The 19,215-nt window shown below is 62.7% G+C and carries 16 protein-coding genes; 8 read left to right on the top strand and 8 right to left on the bottom strand.

Features of this window, described 5'->3' with window-relative positions; all coding sequences use genetic code 11:
• The first annotated feature begins 11 nt into the window (after nt 1–11).
• Entirely contained in the window at nt 12–1,046 is a 1,035-nt protein-coding gene (locus J3P76_RS23925) for a type IV pilus twitching motility protein PilT (protein WP_198796877.1), read from the top strand.
• Nucleotides 1,047–1,210: 164 nt separating this feature from the next.
• On the opposite strand, the gene J3P76_RS23920 is transcribed toward J3P76_RS23925, so the two are convergent.
• Nucleotides 1,211–1,822, bottom strand: a complete 612-nt coding sequence (locus J3P76_RS23920; protein WP_434649763.1) for a C40 family peptidase — start codon at nt 1,820–1,822, stop codon at nt 1,211–1,213.
• A gap of 249 nt (nt 1,823–2,071) precedes the next feature.
• On the opposite strand from J3P76_RS23920, the gene J3P76_RS23915 reads away from it, so the two are divergent.
• Nucleotides 2,072–2,500: an NINE protein gene (locus tag J3P76_RS23915; protein ID WP_420765029.1), complete on the top strand. Its 429-nt coding sequence runs from the start codon at nt 2,072–2,074 to the stop codon at nt 2,498–2,500.
• Nucleotides 2,501–2,633: 133 nt separating this feature from the next.
• Here J3P76_RS23915 and J3P76_RS23910 read toward each other — a convergent pair whose 3' ends face one another.
• From J3P76_RS23910 to gshB, 7 genes are all read right to left on the bottom strand, one after another.
• On the bottom strand, nt 2,634–3,905 hold the full coding sequence (locus tag J3P76_RS23910; protein WP_434609044.1) for a dihydroorotase: 1,272 nt from the start codon (nt 3,903–3,905) through the stop codon (nt 2,634–2,636).
• Nucleotides 3,902–4,906, bottom strand: coding sequence for an aspartate carbamoyltransferase catalytic subunit (locus tag J3P76_RS23905; RefSeq protein WP_420765027.1), 1,005 nt, complete (start codon nt 4,904–4,906; stop codon nt 3,902–3,904). Before J3P76_RS23905 ends, J3P76_RS23910 begins: the two co-directional genes overlap by 4 nt.
• Before the next feature lie 24 nt (nt 4,907–4,930).
• On the bottom strand, nt 4,931–5,437 hold the full coding sequence (gene pyrR, locus J3P76_RS23900) for a bifunctional pyr operon transcriptional regulator/uracil phosphoribosyltransferase PyrR (protein ID WP_039590496.1): 507 nt from the start codon (nt 5,435–5,437) through the stop codon (nt 4,931–4,933).
• A gap of 82 nt (nt 5,438–5,519) precedes the next feature.
• A complete protein-coding gene (gene ruvX, locus J3P76_RS23895) occupies nt 5,520–5,957 on the bottom strand; it encodes a Holliday junction resolvase RuvX (protein WP_434649767.1) in 438 nt (145 codons plus the stop codon).
• Complete coding sequence (locus J3P76_RS23890; protein ID WP_186612059.1) at nt 5,957–6,526, bottom strand: YqgE/AlgH family protein; 570 nt, start codon at nt 6,524–6,526, stop codon at nt 5,957–5,959. The genes ruvX and J3P76_RS23890 overlap by 1 nt, the downstream gene beginning before the upstream one ends.
• 180 nt (nt 6,527–6,706) lie before the next feature.
• Nucleotides 6,707–7,603: an energy transducer TonB gene (locus J3P76_RS23885; RefSeq protein ID WP_420765024.1), complete on the bottom strand. Its 897-nt coding sequence runs from the start codon at nt 7,601–7,603 to the stop codon at nt 6,707–6,709.
• A gap of 96 nt (nt 7,604–7,699) precedes the next feature.
• Nucleotides 7,700–8,671: a glutathione synthase gene (gene gshB, locus J3P76_RS23880; RefSeq protein ID WP_420765023.1), complete on the bottom strand. Its 972-nt coding sequence runs from the start codon at nt 8,669–8,671 to the stop codon at nt 7,700–7,702.
• 222 nt (nt 8,672–8,893) lie between these two features.
• Here gshB and pilG point away from each other — a divergent pair, with 222 nt between their 5' ends.
• From pilG to J3P76_RS23850, 6 genes are all read left to right on the top strand, one after another.
• Entirely contained in the window at nt 8,894–9,322 is a 429-nt protein-coding gene (gene pilG / locus J3P76_RS23875; RefSeq protein WP_434561813.1) for a twitching motility response regulator PilG, read from the top strand.
• A gap of 45 nt (nt 9,323–9,367) precedes the next feature.
• A complete protein-coding gene (gene pilH / locus J3P76_RS23870) occupies nt 9,368–9,733 on the top strand; it encodes a twitching motility response regulator PilH (protein ID WP_420765021.1) in 366 nt (121 codons plus the stop codon).
• Nucleotides 9,734–9,743: 10 nt separating this feature from the next.
• Nucleotides 9,744–10,283 (top strand): chemotaxis protein CheW, encoded by a 540-nt coding sequence (locus J3P76_RS23865; RefSeq protein WP_420765020.1) that lies wholly within the window; start codon nt 9,744–9,746, stop codon nt 10,281–10,283.
• 153 nt (nt 10,284–10,436) lie between these two features.
• Nucleotides 10,437–12,497 (top strand): methyl-accepting chemotaxis protein, encoded by a 2,061-nt coding sequence (locus tag J3P76_RS23860; protein WP_434561815.1) that lies wholly within the window; start codon nt 10,437–10,439, stop codon nt 12,495–12,497.
• A gap of 201 nt (nt 12,498–12,698) precedes the next feature.
• Nucleotides 12,699–18,626, top strand: a complete 5,928-nt coding sequence (locus J3P76_RS23855; RefSeq protein ID WP_434609050.1) for an Hpt domain-containing protein — start codon at nt 12,699–12,701, stop codon at nt 18,624–18,626.
• Nucleotides 18,619–19,080: a chemotaxis protein CheW gene (locus tag J3P76_RS23850; RefSeq protein ID WP_434609052.1), complete on the top strand. Its 462-nt coding sequence runs from the start codon at nt 18,619–18,621 to the stop codon at nt 19,078–19,080. The genes J3P76_RS23855 and J3P76_RS23850 overlap by 8 nt, the downstream gene beginning before the upstream one ends.
• Nucleotides 19,081–19,215: the final 135 nt, after the last annotated feature.

Here is a 19,215-nt window from a genome sequence, read left to right as displayed (position 1 = left end):
TGAGGAGCGCTATGGATATCACTGAACTGCTGGCGTTCAGCGCCAAACAGGGGGCGTCGGACCTGCATCTGTCCGCCGGGTTGCCACCAATGATCCGTGTCGATGGCGATGTGCGGCGTATCAACCTGCCGGCGTTGGACCACAAGCAGGTCCATGAACTGATCTACGACATCATGAATGACCGGCAACGAGTGGATTACGAAAAGTTTCTGGAGACCGACTTTTCCTTCGACGTGCCAGGCGTTGCGCGGTTTCGGGTCAATGCCTTCAACCAGAATCGTGGCGCGGGGGCGGTGTTCCGGACCATCCCTTCGAAAGTCCTGACCATGGAAGACCTGGGTATGGGCGAGGTGTTTCGCAAGATCACCGAGGCCCCACGTGGGCTCGTGCTGGTGACCGGGCCGACGGGGTCCGGCAAGTCCACCACCCTGGCCGCGATGATCGATTACCTGAACAGCCACAAGCATCATCACATCCTCACCATCGAGGACCCGATCGAATTCGTCCATGAACCGCGCAAATGCCTGATCAACCAGCGCGAGGTGCACCGCGATACCCAGGGCTTTTCCACGGCGCTGCGCTCGGCCCTGCGGGAAGATCCGGACGTGATCCTGGTGGGGGAAATGCGCGACCTGGAAACCATCCGGCTGGCGCTGACTGCCGCAGAAACCGGGCACTTGGTGTTTGGCACGCTGCACACCACATCGGCGGCCAAGACCATTGACCGGGTGGTGGACGTGTTTCCCGGTGACGAGAAGTCCATGGTTCGTTCGATGCTGTCGGAGTCGTTGCAGGCGGTGATCTCCCAGACGCTGGTCAAGAAGATCGGCGGCGGCCGGGTTGCGGCGCATGAAATCATGCTCGGCACCTCGGCGATCCGCAATCTCATCCGGGAAGACAAGATCGCGCAGATGTATTCGTCGATTCAGACCGGCGGCTCGCTGGGGATGCAGACGCTGGACATGTGCCTGAAGGAGTTGGTGAACAAGGGACTGATCAGCCGCGAGCATGCGCGGGAGCGGGCGCGTACGCCGGATAATTTCTAGGGCAAGAAGGCAGTACCGCTCTTGTGGCGAGGGAGCTTGCTCCCGCTGGGTTGCGAAGCAGCCCCAAATCAGACGCCACCGTCACCCAGGCATGCACCGTCGGGGCCGCTCCGCGCCCCAGCGGGAGCAAGCTCCCTCGCCACAAGGACCAAGTGGTCTTCAGATCAGCGCTGAACCACCCGCATCGCACCCGGCTCTTTGGGCAGTACCCGCTTGGCAACCACGTAATGGGTGTTCCAATACGGCTTGTTCAGCGTGTCGATGGTCACCGACTTGCCACGGCGCGGGGCGTGGATGAAGCGGTCATTGCCCAGGTAGATGGCCACATGGTTGACTCGCCGGCTCTTGAGCTTGAAGAAAATCAGGTCCCCAGGCTTCAAGTCCTTGCGCTCGATTTTTTCACCGTGGCCGGCTGCCATCGCGTTGGATGTGCGCGGCAAATCGAAGGTGGCGTCGTTGAAGGCGTATTTCACCAGCCCACTGCAATCGAAACCTTTACTTGGGCTGCTGCCGCCCCAACGGTAAGGTGTGCCGAGTACATTCACGGCGCGGCTCAAGACATTGCTGGTGGTCTTGGTCGCCATGGGTGGCACCAGTCGACTCTGAGCCGTGCTCACGCGCTGGACGCCTTGCTTGTTCTTGCTCGACGGAGCAGAAACATGGGATTTAGGGGTGTAGCCATTGATGTTGGGAAGACGTTGCTCACGGTTGGTGGCGTGGGCGGCCAGTGGCAATAATAGGCAGATGGTCAGCCATGTCTTTAAAAATGGACGCATTAGGCAGGGCTCATAAAGGTTAGCGCGCAACTTTATAACAGCTTTTTTTCGCTTTCCGAGGCCGTTTGTCGATCCGAAACCCAGCGTAAACGCCGCACAATACCGTCATTTTGGCCTGATTGTCCGACACAGGCCCCGTAGTACGGGCGTTTCCCCGGCTCGGGCCGACCAGGACCGCTTGTCGGCGAGACACAAAAAAGTCACAAAAAGTCCGAACAAATTTTTCTATCGAGGCAAAAGAGACCATTCATGAACAGCTATCAACAGGACGCAATCCGCGATACCCACAGCAAAGTCATCGGGTATCTGCTCTGGATTCTCGGGTTTACCGGCGCTCACCGTTTCTATTACGGCAAGCCGGTGACCGGCACGATCTGGTTTTTCACCTTCGGCCTGCTGGGCATTGGCTGGCTGATCGACCTGTTCCTGATCCCTGCCATGGACCGCGAAGCGGACCTGCGCTTTACCCCTGGCCCCATCGAATACAGCGTGGCGTGGATCCTGCTCACGTTCCTCGGGGTGCTTGGTGTGCATCGCATGTACCAAGGCAAGTGGCTCAGTGGGCTCCTTTACCTGCTGACCGGTGGGGTGTTTTTCCTGGGGGTGCTGTATGACTTCTGGACGCTGAATGACCAGGTCTCGATTCGTAATGCGCAGAAGCGTGGGGCTTTCCATTAAGACAGGTAGATCGTGTCGCCTGCATTTGCGAGCAGGCTCGCTCCCACACTGGATCGAGGGTGTTCACATATCCTGTGTTCACCAAAGATCCCCTTGTGGGAGCGAGCTTGCTCGCGATAGGGGCGACGCGGTATCAAACCTGGTGAGTGATCCGCCCATCCATCAGGGTATAGCGCACCACCCCCGGCAGGCTGTGACCCAGGAACGGACAGTTGTCACCCTTGGAGCGCCAGGCTTCACCGGCCACGGTGGACGCGGCGGGGTCGAACAGCACCAGGTCCGCCGCGGCACCCACGGCCAGTTTCCCGGCAGGCAATTGCAGCGCCTGGGCCGGGCCGGCGCTCAGGCGTGCCAGCAGGGTCGGTAGATCCAGTAATCCGTCTTCCACCAGTGTCATGGCCAGCGGCAGCAACAGCTCGACGCTGCTGATGCCCGGCTCGGTGGCGCCGAAGGGGGCCAGCTTGGCATCGCGCTCGTGGGGTTGGTGATGGCTGGAAATGGCCGAGATCACCCCGGACTTCACCGCCTCGCGCAAGCCATCGCGGTCGGCGCGGGTGCGCAGCGGCGGCTGGACGTGATAGACGCTATTGAAGTCGATCAGCGCTTCGTCGGTGAGGATCAACTGGTACAGCGCCACATCGGCGGTCACTGGCAAACCACGTGCCTGGGCCTGGGCGATCAGCGCGGCGCCGCGGGCGCTGGTCAGTTGGCTGAAGTGCGCGCGCACGCCGCTTTGCTCCACCAGCAGCAGGTCCCGGGCAAGTGCCACGGTCTCGGCGGTTTCCGGGATGCCCGGCAGGCCAAGGAAACTGGCGGTGGGGCCTTCGTGGGCCAGGCCGCCTTCGGCCAGGTCAAGGTCCTGCGAGTTGAAGATCACCGTCAGGCCGAAGGTCGCCGCATATTCCAGCGCGCGGCACAGGGTACGGGTGTTGCGGAAATTGTTCAGGCCATTGCCGAACGCCACGCAACCGGCGTCGCGCAGGGCGATGAGCTCGGCCAGTTGCTCGCCTTCCAGGCCCTTGCTCAGTGCGCCAATGGGAAAGACCTTGGTGTTGCCGGCTTCGCGGGCGCGGTCGAGGATCAGTTCGGCCACGGCCGAGGTGTCCAGCACCGGTTTGGTTTGCGGTGGGCAGCACAGGCTGGTCACGCCACCGGCGGCGGCCGCCCGGGTTTCGCTGATGATGCTGCCTTTGCGGCTGTAGCCCGGCTCGCGCAGGGCGACGTTGAGGTCAACCAGACCGGGGGCGGCTACCAGGCCGTGGGCGTCGAGGGTCTCGACCGCCGCGAAGCCTGTCGGCGCGGCGCCCAGAGCGACGATCTTGCAGGCATCGATATGAATGTCAGTCACTTGATCCAGGCCGCTGGCCGGATCGATCACGCGTGCGCCGAGAATGCTGAGCTTCACTGGGCGTTCTCCTGGTCGAGTTGGCGCTGGGCCGTTTGCCCGCTCATGGCCATGGACAGCACGGCCATGCGGATGGCGATGCCGTAGGTCACTTGGTTGAGAATCACCGAACGCGGCCCGTCGGCCACCGCCGACTCGATCTCCACGCCGCGGTTGATCGGCCCCGGGTGCATGACGATGGCGTCCGGCTTGGCTCCGGCCAGGCGTGCCGTGGTCAGGCCGAACAGGCGGTAGAACTCGCCTTCGCTGGGCAGCAGGCCGCCGGTCATACGCTCGCGTTGCAGGCGCAGCATGATCACCACGTCCACGTCCTTCAAGCCTTCGGTCATGTCGGTGTAGACCTTCACGCCGTACTGCTCGACGCCGATGGGCAGCAGGGTTTTCGGCGCGATTACGCGGATGTCCGGGCAGCCCAGCGTCTTGAGGGCCAGCATGTTCGAGCGCGCCACCCGCGAATGCAGGATGTCGCCAACGATCGCTACCGACAGGTTTTCAAAGCTGCCTTTGTGACGACGGATGGTCAGCATGTCGAGCATGCCCTGGGTCGGGTGGGCGTGACGGCCGTCGCCGCCGTTGATGATCGCCACTTGCGGGCAGACATGTTCAGCGATGAAGTGTGCCGCGCCGGAGTCACCGTGGCGCACGACGAACATGTCGGCGGCCATGGCCTCGAGGTTGCGCAGAGTGTCGAGCAGGGTCTCGCCCTTGCTCGCCGAGGATGTGGACACGTTGAGGCTGATCACATCCGCCGACAGCCGCTGGGCCGCCAGTTCGAAGGTGGTGCGGGTGCGGGTGGAGTTTTCAAAAAAGACGTTGCACACGGTCTTGCCGCGCAGCAACGGGACTTTCTTCACCGCTCGGGCACCGACTTCGAGGAACGAGTCGGCGGTATCGAGGATTTCCGTCAGCAGCTCGCGGCGCAGGCCGTCGAGGGACAGGAAATGCCGCAGCTGGCCCTGATCGTTGAGCTGCAGCGGGCGCTTGGTTTCGAGAGGCGTCATCGCGATGGACTCTTACAAGGGCAGTTAAAGGGCAAGGTCTTGCAGTTCGAGTTGCAGCGGCGACGGCCCTGAGAGCTTGACCCGCTCGTGGGCGGCCAGCGCCAGCGTCGCGCCGACCACGTTCGGGCGGATCGGCAGCTCGGCGGCGTCCAGGTCCAGCAGGCACACCAGCGTCACGCTGGCCGGGCGACCGTAGTCGAACAATTCGTTCATGGCGGCGCGGATGGTCCGGCCGCTCATCAGCACGTCGTCGATCAGCACCAGGTGCTGGCCTTCGATCTCGAACGGCAGGGCCGAGGGACGTACTTGTGGATGCAGGCCGTTCTGGCTGAAGTCATCGCGGTAGAAGGACACATCCAGGGTACCCAGCGGCGAATCGCTGCCCAGTTCATCGAGCAAGGCCTGGGCAACCCAGACGCCGCCGGTGCGAATGCCGATGTAGCGCGGTTCGCTGATGCCGCGTTGTTCCAGGTGCGCCGTGAGACGGATCGCCATCTGGCTGATCAGTTCGGCGGGATTGGGCAGGCTCATGCTGGCTCCTTCAGGTTTCCGGGTCGGTGCTGGTGACTCGGTTTATCGCCAAAAGAAAGCGCCTCGCGGCGCTTTCAAAAAATCAGGTTTCGAACAGGGCGGCGTTGGCATCGAGCCAGCCTTGCAGCAGCAGGGCGGCGGCGATGGCGTCCACCGGGTTGTCGCGGTAACTGCCTTTCTGCCCACCGCGGACCAGGCGTTCGCCCTTGGCCTCGAACGTGGTCAGGCGTTCGTCATGGGTATAGAAGGGCAGATTGAAGCGGCCGTTGAGCCGTCGGGCGAATTTCTCCGCGCGCACGCACATGTCGCTGGGCGTGCCGTCCATGTTCAACGGCAGGCCGACCACCACGGCGTCGGGTTTCCATTCCTTGATCAGCGCTTCGACCTGGTTCCAGTCCGGAACGCCGTTCTGTGCCTTCAAGGTACACAGTTCGCGGGCCTGGCCGGTGACGACCTGGCCGACCGCAACGCCGATCTGTTTGGTGCCGTAGTCGAAGCCCAGCAGCAGGCGGAGAGCCATCAGGCGTGTCCTGCCTGGCTGGTGAGCAAGCTGAGGTTGACGCCCAGCCTGCTGGCGGCCGCTTCCAGGCGCAGTTCGCTGCTGGTGTTGAACAGGATGTCGGCGTCGAACGGGCAGGTCAGCCAGGCATTGTCGGCCAGTTCGGCCTCCAGTTGCCCGGGTTCCCAGCCGGCATAGCCAAGGGCGATCAGGCTCTTTTCCGGGCCGACGCCGTCGGCGATGGCAAACAGCACGTCCTGGGATGTGGACAGCGACACACCGTTCAAATCGACGGTGGCCTGGAATTTGGGACCCGACGGGTGGAGCACGAAACCGCGATCGGTCTGCACCGGGCCACCGATGAAAATCGGCACATGCTGGCACAGCAATGGCGGCTCGACCTCGGGGCGCAGTTGCTCGAGGATGTCCGCCAGGTTCAGCTCCTGTGGGCGATTGACCACCAGTCCCATGGCCCCATTGGCCGTGTGCTCGACGATGTAGGTCAAGGTATGGGCAAAATTCGGATCGGCCATGTGCGGCATGGCGATCAGGAAGTGATGCTTGAGGTAGGTGGGGCTGACGTTTTTCATAGGCGCTAGTGTGGCGGCGTGGGGGCGAACTGACAAGCTGGGAAATGCTTGGGGCTGTCACCAATCCCCTGTGGGAGCGAGCTTGCTCGCGATGCGGTGTGTCAGTCGCCATTCATGCTGAATGATCGATGGCTATCGCGAGCAAGCTCGCTCCCACAGGGTATTGATACTGTCTGAAGATCAGTTACTGGACAGCCGATCACCCCGGGCGAACTTCCAGGTGCGGATGATTTCCAGGCGGTCGATGTCCGACAGGTCACCGGTAAACGGTGCGAAGGGCGCGGCCAGGCGCACGATTCGCTGGGCCGCCTGGTCCAGCAGCGGCTGGCCGGAGGATTCGAGCACCAGCACTTCGTACAGCGAGCCATCGCGGTTGATCGAAACCATCAATCTCAGGTTGCCGTAGATCTGCTTGCGCCGGGCTTCGTCGGGGTAGTTCAGGTTGCCGATGCGCTCGACCTTCTTGCGCCACTCGTCCTTGTACCAGGCGCCCTTGTCGCGCATGGTCGAAGCTGCGCTCAGGCGATGGATGCGCGGGCGCTTGGCGTACAACTGCTGTTCCTGGGCCAGTTCGGCTTCCAGGCTGGCGATATCGCTGGACAACTGCGAGCTGTCGAAAGTCGGTTCTGGCGCCTTGGGTTTCGGATCGGGCTTGACCTCTTCCTTTACCGGGGCTTTTTTCGGCTTCGGCGCCACGGTGGTCACGGCAGCCTTGGGCGCCGTCTCCTGGACCTCCGGCTTGGCCGTGGGCGGCGGGGTCACCTTCTGCACTTTATTGTCTTGAAACGGCGCGATCTCGGTGGTCTTGGGGGTCGCTTTCTTTTCCAGGGTGCCACTGCCCTGCTGGTTTTCCTGGGCCAGGAAGTCCGCCTTCTGTGGCTTGGTTTCGCTCTTGAAGGTGGCCAGGGTGATTTCCAGGGTCTGGCTGATCTGCTTGGGTTCGACCGTGGCAAAGCCGACGCCCAACAACAGCGCCAGGTGGATCAATGCCGCCAGGAAAAGGGTGAAGCCAAGGCGATCAGCCGGGCGCACGCCACGATGGGCGAGCTCTTGGGGCAGATCGGACGGGAGTGTCATGGCAAAAAAACCAACATCGCGGGTTTCACAGGCCGGGCATGATAACGCAATGTTGGTTTTTAACTTCAAGCCTCAAGCAGCAAGCGACAAGCTGCATCAAGCTTGCCGCGTGTGGCTTGCCGCTTGCAGCTGCTTCTCGATGGCGTCCATCAGCATGCCGCCGATGTCCGTGCCGAAGGCATTGTCGATCTCGCGGATGCAGGTCGGGCTGGTGACGTTGATCTCCGTCAGATGCTCGCCGATCACGTCCAGGCCGACGAACAGAAGGCCTTTCTCGCGCAGCGTCGGGCCGACCTGGGCGGCGATCCAGCGATCCTTGTCGGTCAGCGGACGAGCTTCGCCACGACCACCGGCCGCCAGGTTGCCACGGGTTTCGCCGGCCGCCGGGATGCGCGCCAGGCAATAATCGACGGGTTCGCCGTCGATCATCAGGATGCGCTTGTCGCCGTCGACGATAGCCGGCAGGTAGCCCTGGATCATGATCTGTTGCTGGCCATGCAAGGTCAGGGTTTCCAGGATCACCGACAGGTTCGGATGGCCTGCGGTGTGGCGGAAGATCGAAGAGCCGCCCATGCCGTCCAGGGGCTTGAGGATGACGTCGCCATGATGATCGGCAAATTCGCGCAACACGTCCGGGCGACGGCTGACGATGGTGGGCGGCGTGCATTGCGGGAATAGCGTGGCGAACAGCTTTTCGTTGCAGTCGCGCAGGCTCTGCGGCTTGTTGACCACCAGCACGCCGGCGCTTTCAGCTTGTTCCAGCAGATAAGTGGAATACACGAATTCCATGTCGAACGGCGGATCCTTGCGCATCAGGATCACGTCCAGGTCGCTTAGCAGCGCGTCGTTCTCGTCACCCAGTTCGAACCATTTCTCGGGGTTGGCGAAGACTTTCAGCGGCTTCATCCGTGCCCGGGCCTGGCCTTCGGCCTGGTAGAGGTCGCGCTGTTCCATGTAGAACAACTCCCAGCCGCGCTTTTGAGCGGCCAGCAGCATGGCCAGCGAGCTATCCTTCTTATAGGAAATGCTGGCGATTGGGTCCATGACAATGCCGACGCGTACGCTCATGGCTTGGTTCCTCGAAATTTGATGGGCACAAATGGCTGAAAAAGTGGCGTCAGAGTGGCGCCCCGAAGATTGGCGGTCAAGGAAAAACCACCGTACCGAGCGGCGGATAGATCGTTGCTGGAGACTGTGCTAAAAAGGCTGCCATGTGACGTGCGGGCCTTGAACATCAAGGGTTTGCGCTGTCGATCACACTTATGCGTTAAAAACCGGTTCGCAGTAGCAATGGCAGAGCATCTTACGCAGCAGCAACCCAGCGCTTTGAAGGTGATGGTCATCGACGACTCGAAGACCATCCGCCGCACCGCCGAAACCCTGCTGCGCAACGTTGGTTGCGAAGTGATAACGGCGGTCGACGGCTTCGATGCCCTGGCCAAGATCGTCGATCATCATCCAGGCATTATCTTTGTCGATATCATGATGCCGCGCCTGGACGGTTACCAGACCTGCGCCCTGATCAAGAACAACAGCGCCTTCAAGGCGACGCCCGTGATCATGCTGTCGTCCCGCGATGGTCTGTTCGACAAGGCCAAGGGGCGCATCGTCGGCTCCGATCAATTCCTGACCAAGCCTTTCAGCAAGGAAGAACTGCTGGGCGCGATACAGGCCCATGTCCCGGGCTTTGCCGCTGTCCAGTCGCACCAGGCACATTAATGACGCTCGGCCTCGGGCCCGAGGTCCAGAAGAATGGGGAACACCATGGCACGCGTTCTGATCGTCGATGATTCGCCGACTGAGATGTACAAGCTCACTGGCATGCTGGAAAAGCACGGCCACGAGGTCCTGAAGGCCGAAAACGGCGCCGATGGCGTGGCATTGGCCCGCCAGGAAAAACCCGATGCGGTATTGATGGATATCGTCATGCCCGGCCTCAACGGTTTCCAGGCCACGCGCCAGCTGACCAAGGACCCTGATACCGGACACATCCCCGTGATCATCATCACGACCAAGGACCAGGACACCGACAAGGTCTGGGGTACGCGCCAGGGTGCGAAGGACTATCTGACCAAGCCGGTGGACGAGGACACCCTGATCACGACCCTGAACAAAGTGCTGGAAGGCTGACGACGCGGGCATGAGCCACTCCCTGACCGCATTCGAACTGTTGCTTCAGATCGATCGACGCTGCCGGTTGCTGGGCGCGGACCTCCCGTCCCAGCCCATGCACCGGGACAGCTGGAGCGGCATCGGTTTTCGCCTGGGCGAACATTGGTACGTGGCGCCCATGGGCGAAGTGAGTGAAGTGCTGCATGAGCCGCGCCACACCTCGTTGCCCGGGGTCAAGCCATGGGTTCGCGGAGTCGCCAACCTGCGGGGGCGTTTGTTGCCGCTGATGGACCTGTGCGGTTTTTTCGGCCATGAACTGTCCAGCGTGCGCAAGCAGCGGCGGGTATTGGTGGTGGACCATGACGAAGTCTTCGCCGGTTTGCTGGTGGACGAAGTGCTCGGCTTGCAGCATTTTGCCAAGGACAGCCTTGAAGCGATTCCCACGGCCTCCTTGGATCGCCCGGAATCGGCGTACGTCCAGGGCCGTTTCGCCGGCGAGCGGCAATGGCAGGTGTTCAGCCCGTTTGCCTTGGCGCGTTCGCCGGGGTTCATGGATGTGGCGGTTTAACAGGCCGCAGCGCGGCCCCTGTGGGAGCGAGCTTGCTCGCGATGGCGCCAGTGCAGTCAACATTGATGCAAGCTGTACCGCCGCTATCGCGAGCAAGCTCGCTCCCACATTTGAATGGCGGTGGTTTGGGGTTTTGGGGACAGGCGAGAACCGATGATCAAAGCAAAAACAGGCAAGCCACTGGAAGCGTCGCGCAGTCGTTCGCAGATCATCGTGCTGTTCGTCGCGCTGATTGTCTTCATCATGCTGTTGTTCGCCAATTTCGCGTACCTCAACGTCCAGTCCACCTATGACAAACAGTACATCGGCCATGCCGGTGAGCTGCGGGTGTTGTCCCAGCGCATCGCCAAGAACGCCACCGAGGCCGCGGCCGGCAAGGCGGCTGCGTTCAAGCTGCTGAGCGATGCGCGCAACGACTTCGCCCAGCGCTGGGGCTACCTGAAACAGGGCGATCCGGTGACCGGCCTGCCGCCGGCGCCCGCCACCCTGCGGCCGCAGATGCGTGCCGTGCAGTTGGACTGGGAGCGGCTGCTGAAGAATACCGATGCCATCCTCTCCAGCGAGCAAACCGTCCTGTCGCTGCATCAAGTCGCGGCGACCCTGGCCGAAACCGTTCCGCAACTGCAGGTCGAGTATGAAAAAGTCGTCGAGATCCTCCTGCAACGTGGAGCGCCGGCCGCCCAGGTGGCCATGGCCCAGCGCCAGTCGCTGCTGGCCGAACGCATCCTCGGCGCGGTGAATACCGTATTGGCCGGCGATGAAAATGCCAGCCAGGCCGCCGATACCTTTGGCCGCGACGCCGCGCGTTTCGGCCAGGTGCTCAACGGCATGCTGCAAGGGGACCCGACCTTGAAGATCCCCCAGGTACAGGATCGCGATGCCCGGGCGCGCCTGTCGGAAATCAGCGAGCTGTTCGAGTTCGTCTCGGGCTCGGTGGATGAAATCCTCGAGACCTCCCCGGAGCTGTTCAAGGTCCGCGAGTCGGCGAGCAATATCTTCAGCCTGTCGCAAACCCTCCTCGATGAGGCCTCGCACCTGGCCACGGCGTTCGAGAACCTGGCGGGCGGGCGTTCGGTCAACACCATTGGCGGCTATGTATTGGGCCTGCTGGCGCTGATGTCGATTATCCTTATCGGCCTGGTCATGGTTCGCGAAACCAACCGCCAGTTGAGAGAGACGGCGGAAAAGAACGAGCGCAACCAGAATGCAATCATGCGATTGCTCGACGAAATCGAGGACCTGGCCGACGGCGACCTGACCGTCACTGCCTCGGTCACCGAGGATTTCACCGGGACCATCGCCGACTCGATCAACTACTCGGTGGATCAGTTGCGTGATCTGGTGGCGACCATCAACCTCACCGCCGGCCAGGTCGCTGCCGCCGTGCAGGAAACCCAGGCCACGGCGATGCACCTGGCCCAGGCATCCGAGCACCAGGCCCAGCAAATTTCCGAAGCATCGACTTCAATCAATGAAATGGCGCAATCCATCGACCAGGTTTCGGCCAATGCCGCCGAGTCGTCGGCGGTGGCCGAGCGCTCCGTGGAAATCGCCAACAAGGGCAACGAGGTGGTGCACAACACCATCCATGGCATGGATAACATTCGCGAACAGATCCAGGACACCGCCAAGCGCATCAAGCGGTTGGGCGAGTCGTCCCAGGAAATTGGCGACATTGTCAGCCTGATCGACGACATCGCCGACCAGACCAACATCCTGGCACTCAACGCGGCGATCCAGGCGTCCATGGCCGGTGATGCCGGTCGCGGCTTCGCAGTGGTGGCCGACGAAGTGCAGCGGTTGGCGGAGCGTTCCTCGGCGGCGACCCGGCAGATCGAAACGCTGGTGCGGGCGATCCAGGCCGACACCAATGAAGCGGTGATCTCCATGGAACAGACCACCACCGAAGTGGTGCGCGGTGCCCGCCTGGCCCAGGACGCCGGCGTCGCCCTGGAGGAAATCGAAGGTGTGTCCAAGACCCTGGCGGCACTGATCCAGAGCATTTCCAACGCGGCGCAGCAGCAGACCACCTCCGCAGGGCAGATTTCCTTGACCATGAACGTGATTCAGCAGATCACCTCGCAGACCTCGTCCGGCTCCACCGCCACCGCCGAGAGCATCGGCAACCTGGCGAAGATGGCCAGCCAACTGCGCCGCTCGGTGTCGGGTTTCACCTTGCCGCCAGCACCGGCTGGCGATGAGGACAAGCAGTGACTGACCAGCGCTGCACATTGAAAAAACGCATCTGGCGAGGAAGTTTTTGTGGAGAGGGAACTTGCTCCCGCTTGAGCGCGCAGCGCTCATAAAATCCTTGGCCGTTGCGCCCGAGGCGTCGAACCGGCCCAGCGGGAGCAAGCTCCCTCGCCAAAAGGGCTGAGGTGCTCTGCTGCATATGACTGTTGATTTGGAGTGGATATGGGTGATCGGCACGACTACGTGGCCCTGGAGTGGGTCAAGGGCGAGATTGCCGAAACGCTGAGGCAGGCTCATCTGGCACTCAATCGTCCGGAGGACGACCCGCAGGCGCCGGATGCACTTGCCCTATGCCTGGCCTGTATCCATCAGGTCCACGGTGGCCTGCAGATGGTCGAGTTTTATGGCGCGGCGTTACTCGCCGAAGAAATGGAGCAACTGTGCATCGCGCTGCAGGACAATCGTATTGCCCACCGCGACGAGGCCGTCAGCCTGTTGCGCCAGGCCCTGGGCCAATTGCCGGCCTATCTTGAACGTGTGCAAGGCGCCCGTCGCGACCTGCCGCTGGTGGTGCTGCCGTTGATCAACGACTTGCGCAGCGCCAGGGGCGAAAGCCTGTTGTCGGAGACCAGCCTGTTCAGCCCGCAGTTGCCTGATGTCGCGCCTCTCAGGGATGACGCCTTGAAACGGCTCGAACCCGCCGACCTGCCAGGCACCCTGCGCAAGCTGCGCCAAACCTTGCAGGTCGCGTTGGTGGGGTTGTTGCGCGAACAAGACGACGCCACTCACCTCGGCTACCTGGCCAAGGTCTTCCACCGTTTGGAAACGCTGTGCGCCGGGGCGCCACTCAATGCGTTGTGGCAGGTCGCTTCGGCATTGGTCGAGGGCATGCGCGAGGGGCGCATCGCCAACAGCCCGGCGTTGCGCAGCCTGTTCAAGGATGCCGACAAGGAGCTCAAGCGCCTGCTGGTGCAGGGCATGCCAGGCGTCAATCAACCGGCCCCGTCACACCTGGTCAAGAGCCTGTTGTTCTATATTGCCAAGGCCGAACATCCCAGCGGGCAGATGCAGATCATGAAAGAACGCTACTCACTGGACGACGCGCTGCCCGACAGCGCCATGGTCGATGAGGAACGGGCCCGCCTGGCCGGGCCCGACCGCGATGCCATGCGCTCGGTGCTGGCGGCGCTCTGCGAGGAACTGGTCCGGGTCAAGGAACGCCTGGACCTTTTCGTGCGCAGCGATCGGCAGCACGTCACGGAGCTGGACAGCTTGCTGGCGCCCCTGCGCCAGATCGCCGACACCCTGGCGGTGCTGGGTTTCGGCCAGCCCCGAAAAGTGATCATCGACCAGTTGGCGGTGGTCCTGAGCCTGGCCCAGGGCCAACGCGAGCCGGATGACGCGACCCTGATGGACGTCGCCGGTGCCCTGCTCTATGTCGAGGCGACCCTGGCTGGCATGGTCGGCACTGTCGAGCCGGAGAGCCGCGAAGACAACCGTCTGCCGACCACCGACCTGACCCAGATCCACCAGATCGTCATCAAGGAAGCCCACACCTGCCTGCAGCAGGCCAAGGACCTGATCGTCGACTACATCGACGCGGACTGGAACAGCGAGCAGCTCCAGCCATTGCCGGCGCTGCTGACCCAGGTGCGCGGTGCGCTGGCGATGATCCCGTTGACCCGTGCTGCCAGCCTCGTGGAGGCTTGCCACGGTTTCATCCACGAGCACCTGTTGCTCGAGCATGCCCGACCGGGCTGGGAAGAGCTGGATCACCTGGCCGACGTGATCACCGGCCTGGAATATTACCTGGAGCGCTTGAGCGAAGACCCCCACAAGCCTGCCGAGAACCTGCTTGATGGGGTCGAGCGCAGCCTGGGCGCCCTCGGGTATTTCCCCGACGAAGCCCGCGTGCCGTTACTCGATGACGTGCTCAGCCCCAACGAAGCCCAGGTCATGCAGGATCTGCAAGAGCTGGACGACCCGCAGACCGTGCAATCCTTGGCCGAAGTCCTGGCCAGCCCGGTCTCGGCGGTCAACCCGCCGGCGAGAAACATGCCGGCCAGCCTGCTGCCGCCCCCGGCGGACGAAAGCCCGATAGACGATGAGCTGCGCGAGGTGTTCCTCGAGGAAACCGCCGAAGTGCTCGATGTCTTGAACGAGTACCTGCCGCGCTGGGCTGCCCATCCGGACGATCATGGCGCCCTCACAGAACTGCGCCGAGCCTTCCACACCGTCAAGGGCAGCGGCCGGATGGTTCGGGCGCTGATCCTCGGTGAGTTGGCCTGGGCCGTGGAAAACCTGCTCAACCGGGTGCTGGAACGCAGCGTGGAGCCAGGCGCTTCGGTCCGGCAGTTGATTGAAGAAACGGTGCAACTGCTGCCGGCCCTGGTCGCCGAATTCGCCGCGCACCGCCAATCCCAGCGTGACGACGTCGATCGTCTGGCGGCTCGCGCCCATGCTCTTGCCAAGGGCAGCGATGAAGACGATGACGACGAGCGAGACGTGACGGCTCTCGATCCGCTGCTCCTGAACATTTTCGACAACGAAGCCCAAGGGCACCTCGCCACGCTCGATCGCTTCCTTGATCAAGCCGCCGAACAACTGCCGTTGCAGGCCAGCGACGAACTGCAACGGGCGTTGCACACCCTCAAGGGCAGCGCATCGATGGCCGGTGTGCTGCCCATTGCCGAGCTTGCCGGGGCGCTGGACGAGCTGGCCCGGGAATACAAGGCGCATTCGCTGGCGCTGGACCTGGATGAGATTGAACTGCTGCTTGAGGGCGAGGGGCTGTTGAGACGCGGCCTGCGCCAGTTGCACAGCGAACCGTTGGCTTCGATAGCCGGTGCCGCCGACTTGATCCAGCGGGCCCGGGCGCTGCTGGCCGAGCGCTTGCAGGCGGCGGTTGGCGCGGTGGATCAAGGCGCGCGGACCAAGCGTGATCCGCAGTTGATCAATAACTTCCTCGCCCAAGGCATGGATATCCTGTTGGACGCAGAGAACCTGTTGCAGCGTTGGCAGCAGCATCCCGCTGAAAGCCAGGAATTGAGTGCCTTGCTCGATGAGCTGACCACCCTGGGCGAAGGCGCGCACCTGGCCGACCTGCACCCGGTGGACGAGCTCTGCGAAGCGTTGCTCGACCTCTACGGCGCGGTGGAGGAAAGCAGCCTCGCAGTCAGCGACGCCTTTTTCCAGGAAGCGCAACGCGCCCACGAAGCGTTGATCGACATGCTCGACGAGTTGGCGGCCGGCCAGCATGTGCATTCGCGGTCCGAGCGGGTGCAAGCCCTGCGCAAACTGCTCGAAGAGAGTCTCGACCCAGCCGCCACGGGGCTGATTCGCAGCGACGGCAGTCGCACCCTTAGCATCCGCGAGCTGGGACAGGCGACCGCCGAAATGGAGCAGGGCGCGACCACCGAGACCTCGGTCGACGACGACATCGCCTCGATCTTCCTCGAAGAGGCGCAGGACATCCTGGAAAGCGCCGCCCAGGCCTTGCAGCGCTGGCTCGCCGATCCGGACAACGGCGCGCCGCTGTCGTCGCTGCAGCGCGATCTGCATACGCTCAAGGGCGGCGCGCGCATGGCGAATATCCGGCCGGTCAGTGACCTCGCCCAGGAGCTCGAAAGCCTCTATGAGGGACTGGTGGATCGCCGCTACAGCTACAGCGAGGAACTGGCGCAACTGCTCGACAGCAGCCATGCGCGCCTCGATCTTTTGCTCGGGCAGTTGCAGCAAGGCCAGCCACTGGGCGATCCCGTTGCGCTGATCGACGCTATCCACCGGTTCCGCCAGGACCGGCCGAACGCCATCGAGACACCGGGGGCGAGTCCGAGCGATGCCACGGGGCATGACCCGGAGCTGCTGGAAATCTTTCTCGAGGAGGGTTTCGACATCCTCGACAGTTCCGGCGCTGCTTTGCTGCGCTGGCAGGAAGACCCGGGCAACCGCCAGGCCGTGGAAACCTTGCTGAGGGACTTGCATACCCTCAAGGGCGGCGCACGGATGGTGGAAATCGCCCCCATCGGCGATCTCGCCCATGAACTGGAAAACCTTTACGAAGGCCTGTCGGCGGGTCTGCTGCAACCGGGCCCCGAGCTATTTGTCCTGCTGCAAAGCAGTCATGACCGACTGGCGCAGATGCTCGACGCGGTCCGCGCAGGGCAGCCGTGTCCGCCAGGCGATCGGTTGATCGCGCGGATCCACGCGGTGGGCCATCCGCAGGAGAACGAGGCGCCCGAACCTGTTGCAACACCGGAGCCTGCCTCGATCCAGGCGCCAGCAACGCTGCCGTCGCGACCCGAGCCCGCAATGTCGGGCGACGGCGTGGACACAGTGAAGGTCTCCGCCGAATTGCTCGACGACCTGGTCAACCTCGCTGGCGAAACATCGATCTTCCGTGGCCGTATCGAGCAACAAGTCAACGACGCGCGTATTGCCCTGGGCGAGATGGAAACCACCATCGAGCGCATGCGCGATCAGTTGCGTCGCCTGGATACCGAAACCCAGGGGCGCATTCTCAGCCGCCAGCAAGCGGAAGCCGAGCGGTTGGGCTACGAAGAATTCGACCCCTTGGAGATGGACCGCCATTCCCAGTTGCAGCAATTGTCCCGGGCGCTGTTCGAGTCCGCTTCGGACTTGCTCGATCTCAAGGAAACCCTTGACCGCAGCAATCACGACGCGGAAAACCTGCTGCAACAGCAAGGGCGCATCAATACCGAGCTCCAGGAAGGCCTGATGCGTACGCGCATGGTGCCGTTCGAGCGCATGGTGCCGAGACTCAAGCGCATCGTCCGGCAAGTCGCCCAAGAACTGGGCAAGGACGTCGAGTTCGTGGTCGACAATGCCGAGGGCGAGATGGACCGCAACGTGCTCGAACGCATGGCGGCGCCTTTGGAGCATATGTTGCGCAACGCCGTCGACCATGGCCTTGAACCCGCCGATGTGCGTATCGCCGCCGGAAAGCCGGCCAAGGGGCGCATCAGCCTCGACTTGTCCCGGGAGGGGGGCGACATCATCTTCGACATTCGCGACGACGGTGCGGGAGTGCCACTGGACGCGGTGCGGCGCAAGGCGATCAAGCGTGGCTTGCTGGCGCCCGACAGCGACATCAGTGACCGTGATGTGCTGCAGTTCATTCTCCAGCCAGGCTTTTCCACGGCGGAAAAAATTACCCAGATTTCCGGGCGTGGCGTCGGCATGGACGTGGTCCACGAAGAGGTGCGGCAGTTGGGCGGCACCATGTCCATCGACTCGACGCCGGGGCAGGGTGTGCACTTTCGCATTCGCCTGCCGTTCACGGTGTCGGTGAACCGGGCGTTGATGGTGCAGTGCCATGAAGACCAGTACGCAATTCCGTTGAACACCATCGATAGCATCGTCCGGGTATTGCCCGCTGAACTGGACGGCTATTACCAGCTCGATCCGCCCACCTACACCTACGCCGGGCAGCGCTACGAGCTGTGTTACTTGGGGGAGCTGCTGAAAACCGCGGCCCGCCCGAAATTACTGGGGCAAAGCCAGCCCTTGCCGGTGCTGCTGGTGCAGTGCAACGAACGGCACGTCGCGGTGCAGGTGGACGCCACCGCTGGGACCCGGGAGATCGTGGTCAAGAGTCTCGGCTCGCAGTTCTCAGCGGTACGGGGCCTGTCCGGGGCGACAATCCTGGGAGACGGCCGGGTGGTGCTGATCCTCGACCTGCTGGCGCCGATCCGCGCCTTGCCGCACCAGGTGCCGCGCCGCCAGTTGTCTACCCAAAGTGAGAGCGAACCCCAGCGACCGCTGCTGATTTTGGTGGTGGACGACTCGGTGACGGTGCGCAAGGTTACCAGCCGCTTGCTGGAGCGCCATGGCATGCATGTCCTCACGGCCAAGGACGGAGTTGACGCCATGGCCCTGTTGAGCGAACACACGCCTGACCTGATGCTGTTGGACATCGAAATGCCGCGCATGGATGGCTTCGAAGTCGCCACCCAAGTGCGCAACGACCCAAGCCTGGCGCACTTGCCGATCATCATGATCACCTCCCGCACCGGCCAGAAGCATCGCGACCGCGCGATGACCATCGGTGTCAACGATTACCTGGGCAAGCCGTACCAGGAATCGGTGCTGCTCGACAGCATCGCCTACTGGAGCAAAAACCATGGATGAATTTCGCGCCAGTCATCTCACCGGGTTATTGCTGCCCTTGGCCGACCGGCATCTGGTATTGCCCAATGTCGCGGTGGCGGAGCTGATCGACTACCAAAGCAGCGCGTTCGACATGGACACACCGCCCTGGTTTCTGGGCTGGGTGAGCTGGCGCGAACGCCAGATCCCACTGCTGAGTTTCGAGTCGGCCTGTGGCCAGAAAACCATGATCGGCGAGCGCGCGCGCATCGTCGTGCTCAACGCCCTGGGCGGCCGCCCGGAGTTGCGCTTCATTGCCCTGCTGGTCCAAGGCATCCCGCGTTCCTACAAGCTCGACAGCCAGTTGAGCTACGTTGACGTGCCGCTGTGCGGGCTGGAGCAGGCCGCCGTGCAGGTCGGGGAACATGTGGCGAAAGTACCGGATCTGTTGGCGTTGGAGGAGCTGGTGATTGCCGCGGGGCTGTCCCAGAGCTGATATCCGTGGCGAGGGAGCTAGCTTTCTCGCCACGAAAAGCGCTGTCCATCGCGCCGCACTCAACCATTACTCCCACCGTAACGATCCACCATCGAGCTTGATTGATGCCCTCGCCACAACACTCCTAAGGTAAGC

This window comes from Pseudomonas sp. D1-36 (assembly GCF_051132205.1).
GTDB lineage: Bacteria > Pseudomonadota > Gammaproteobacteria > Pseudomonadales > Pseudomonadaceae > Aquipseudomonas.
Note: the sequence above shows the minus strand (reverse complement) of the source record. Positions and strands in the feature narration are given on the sequence as shown.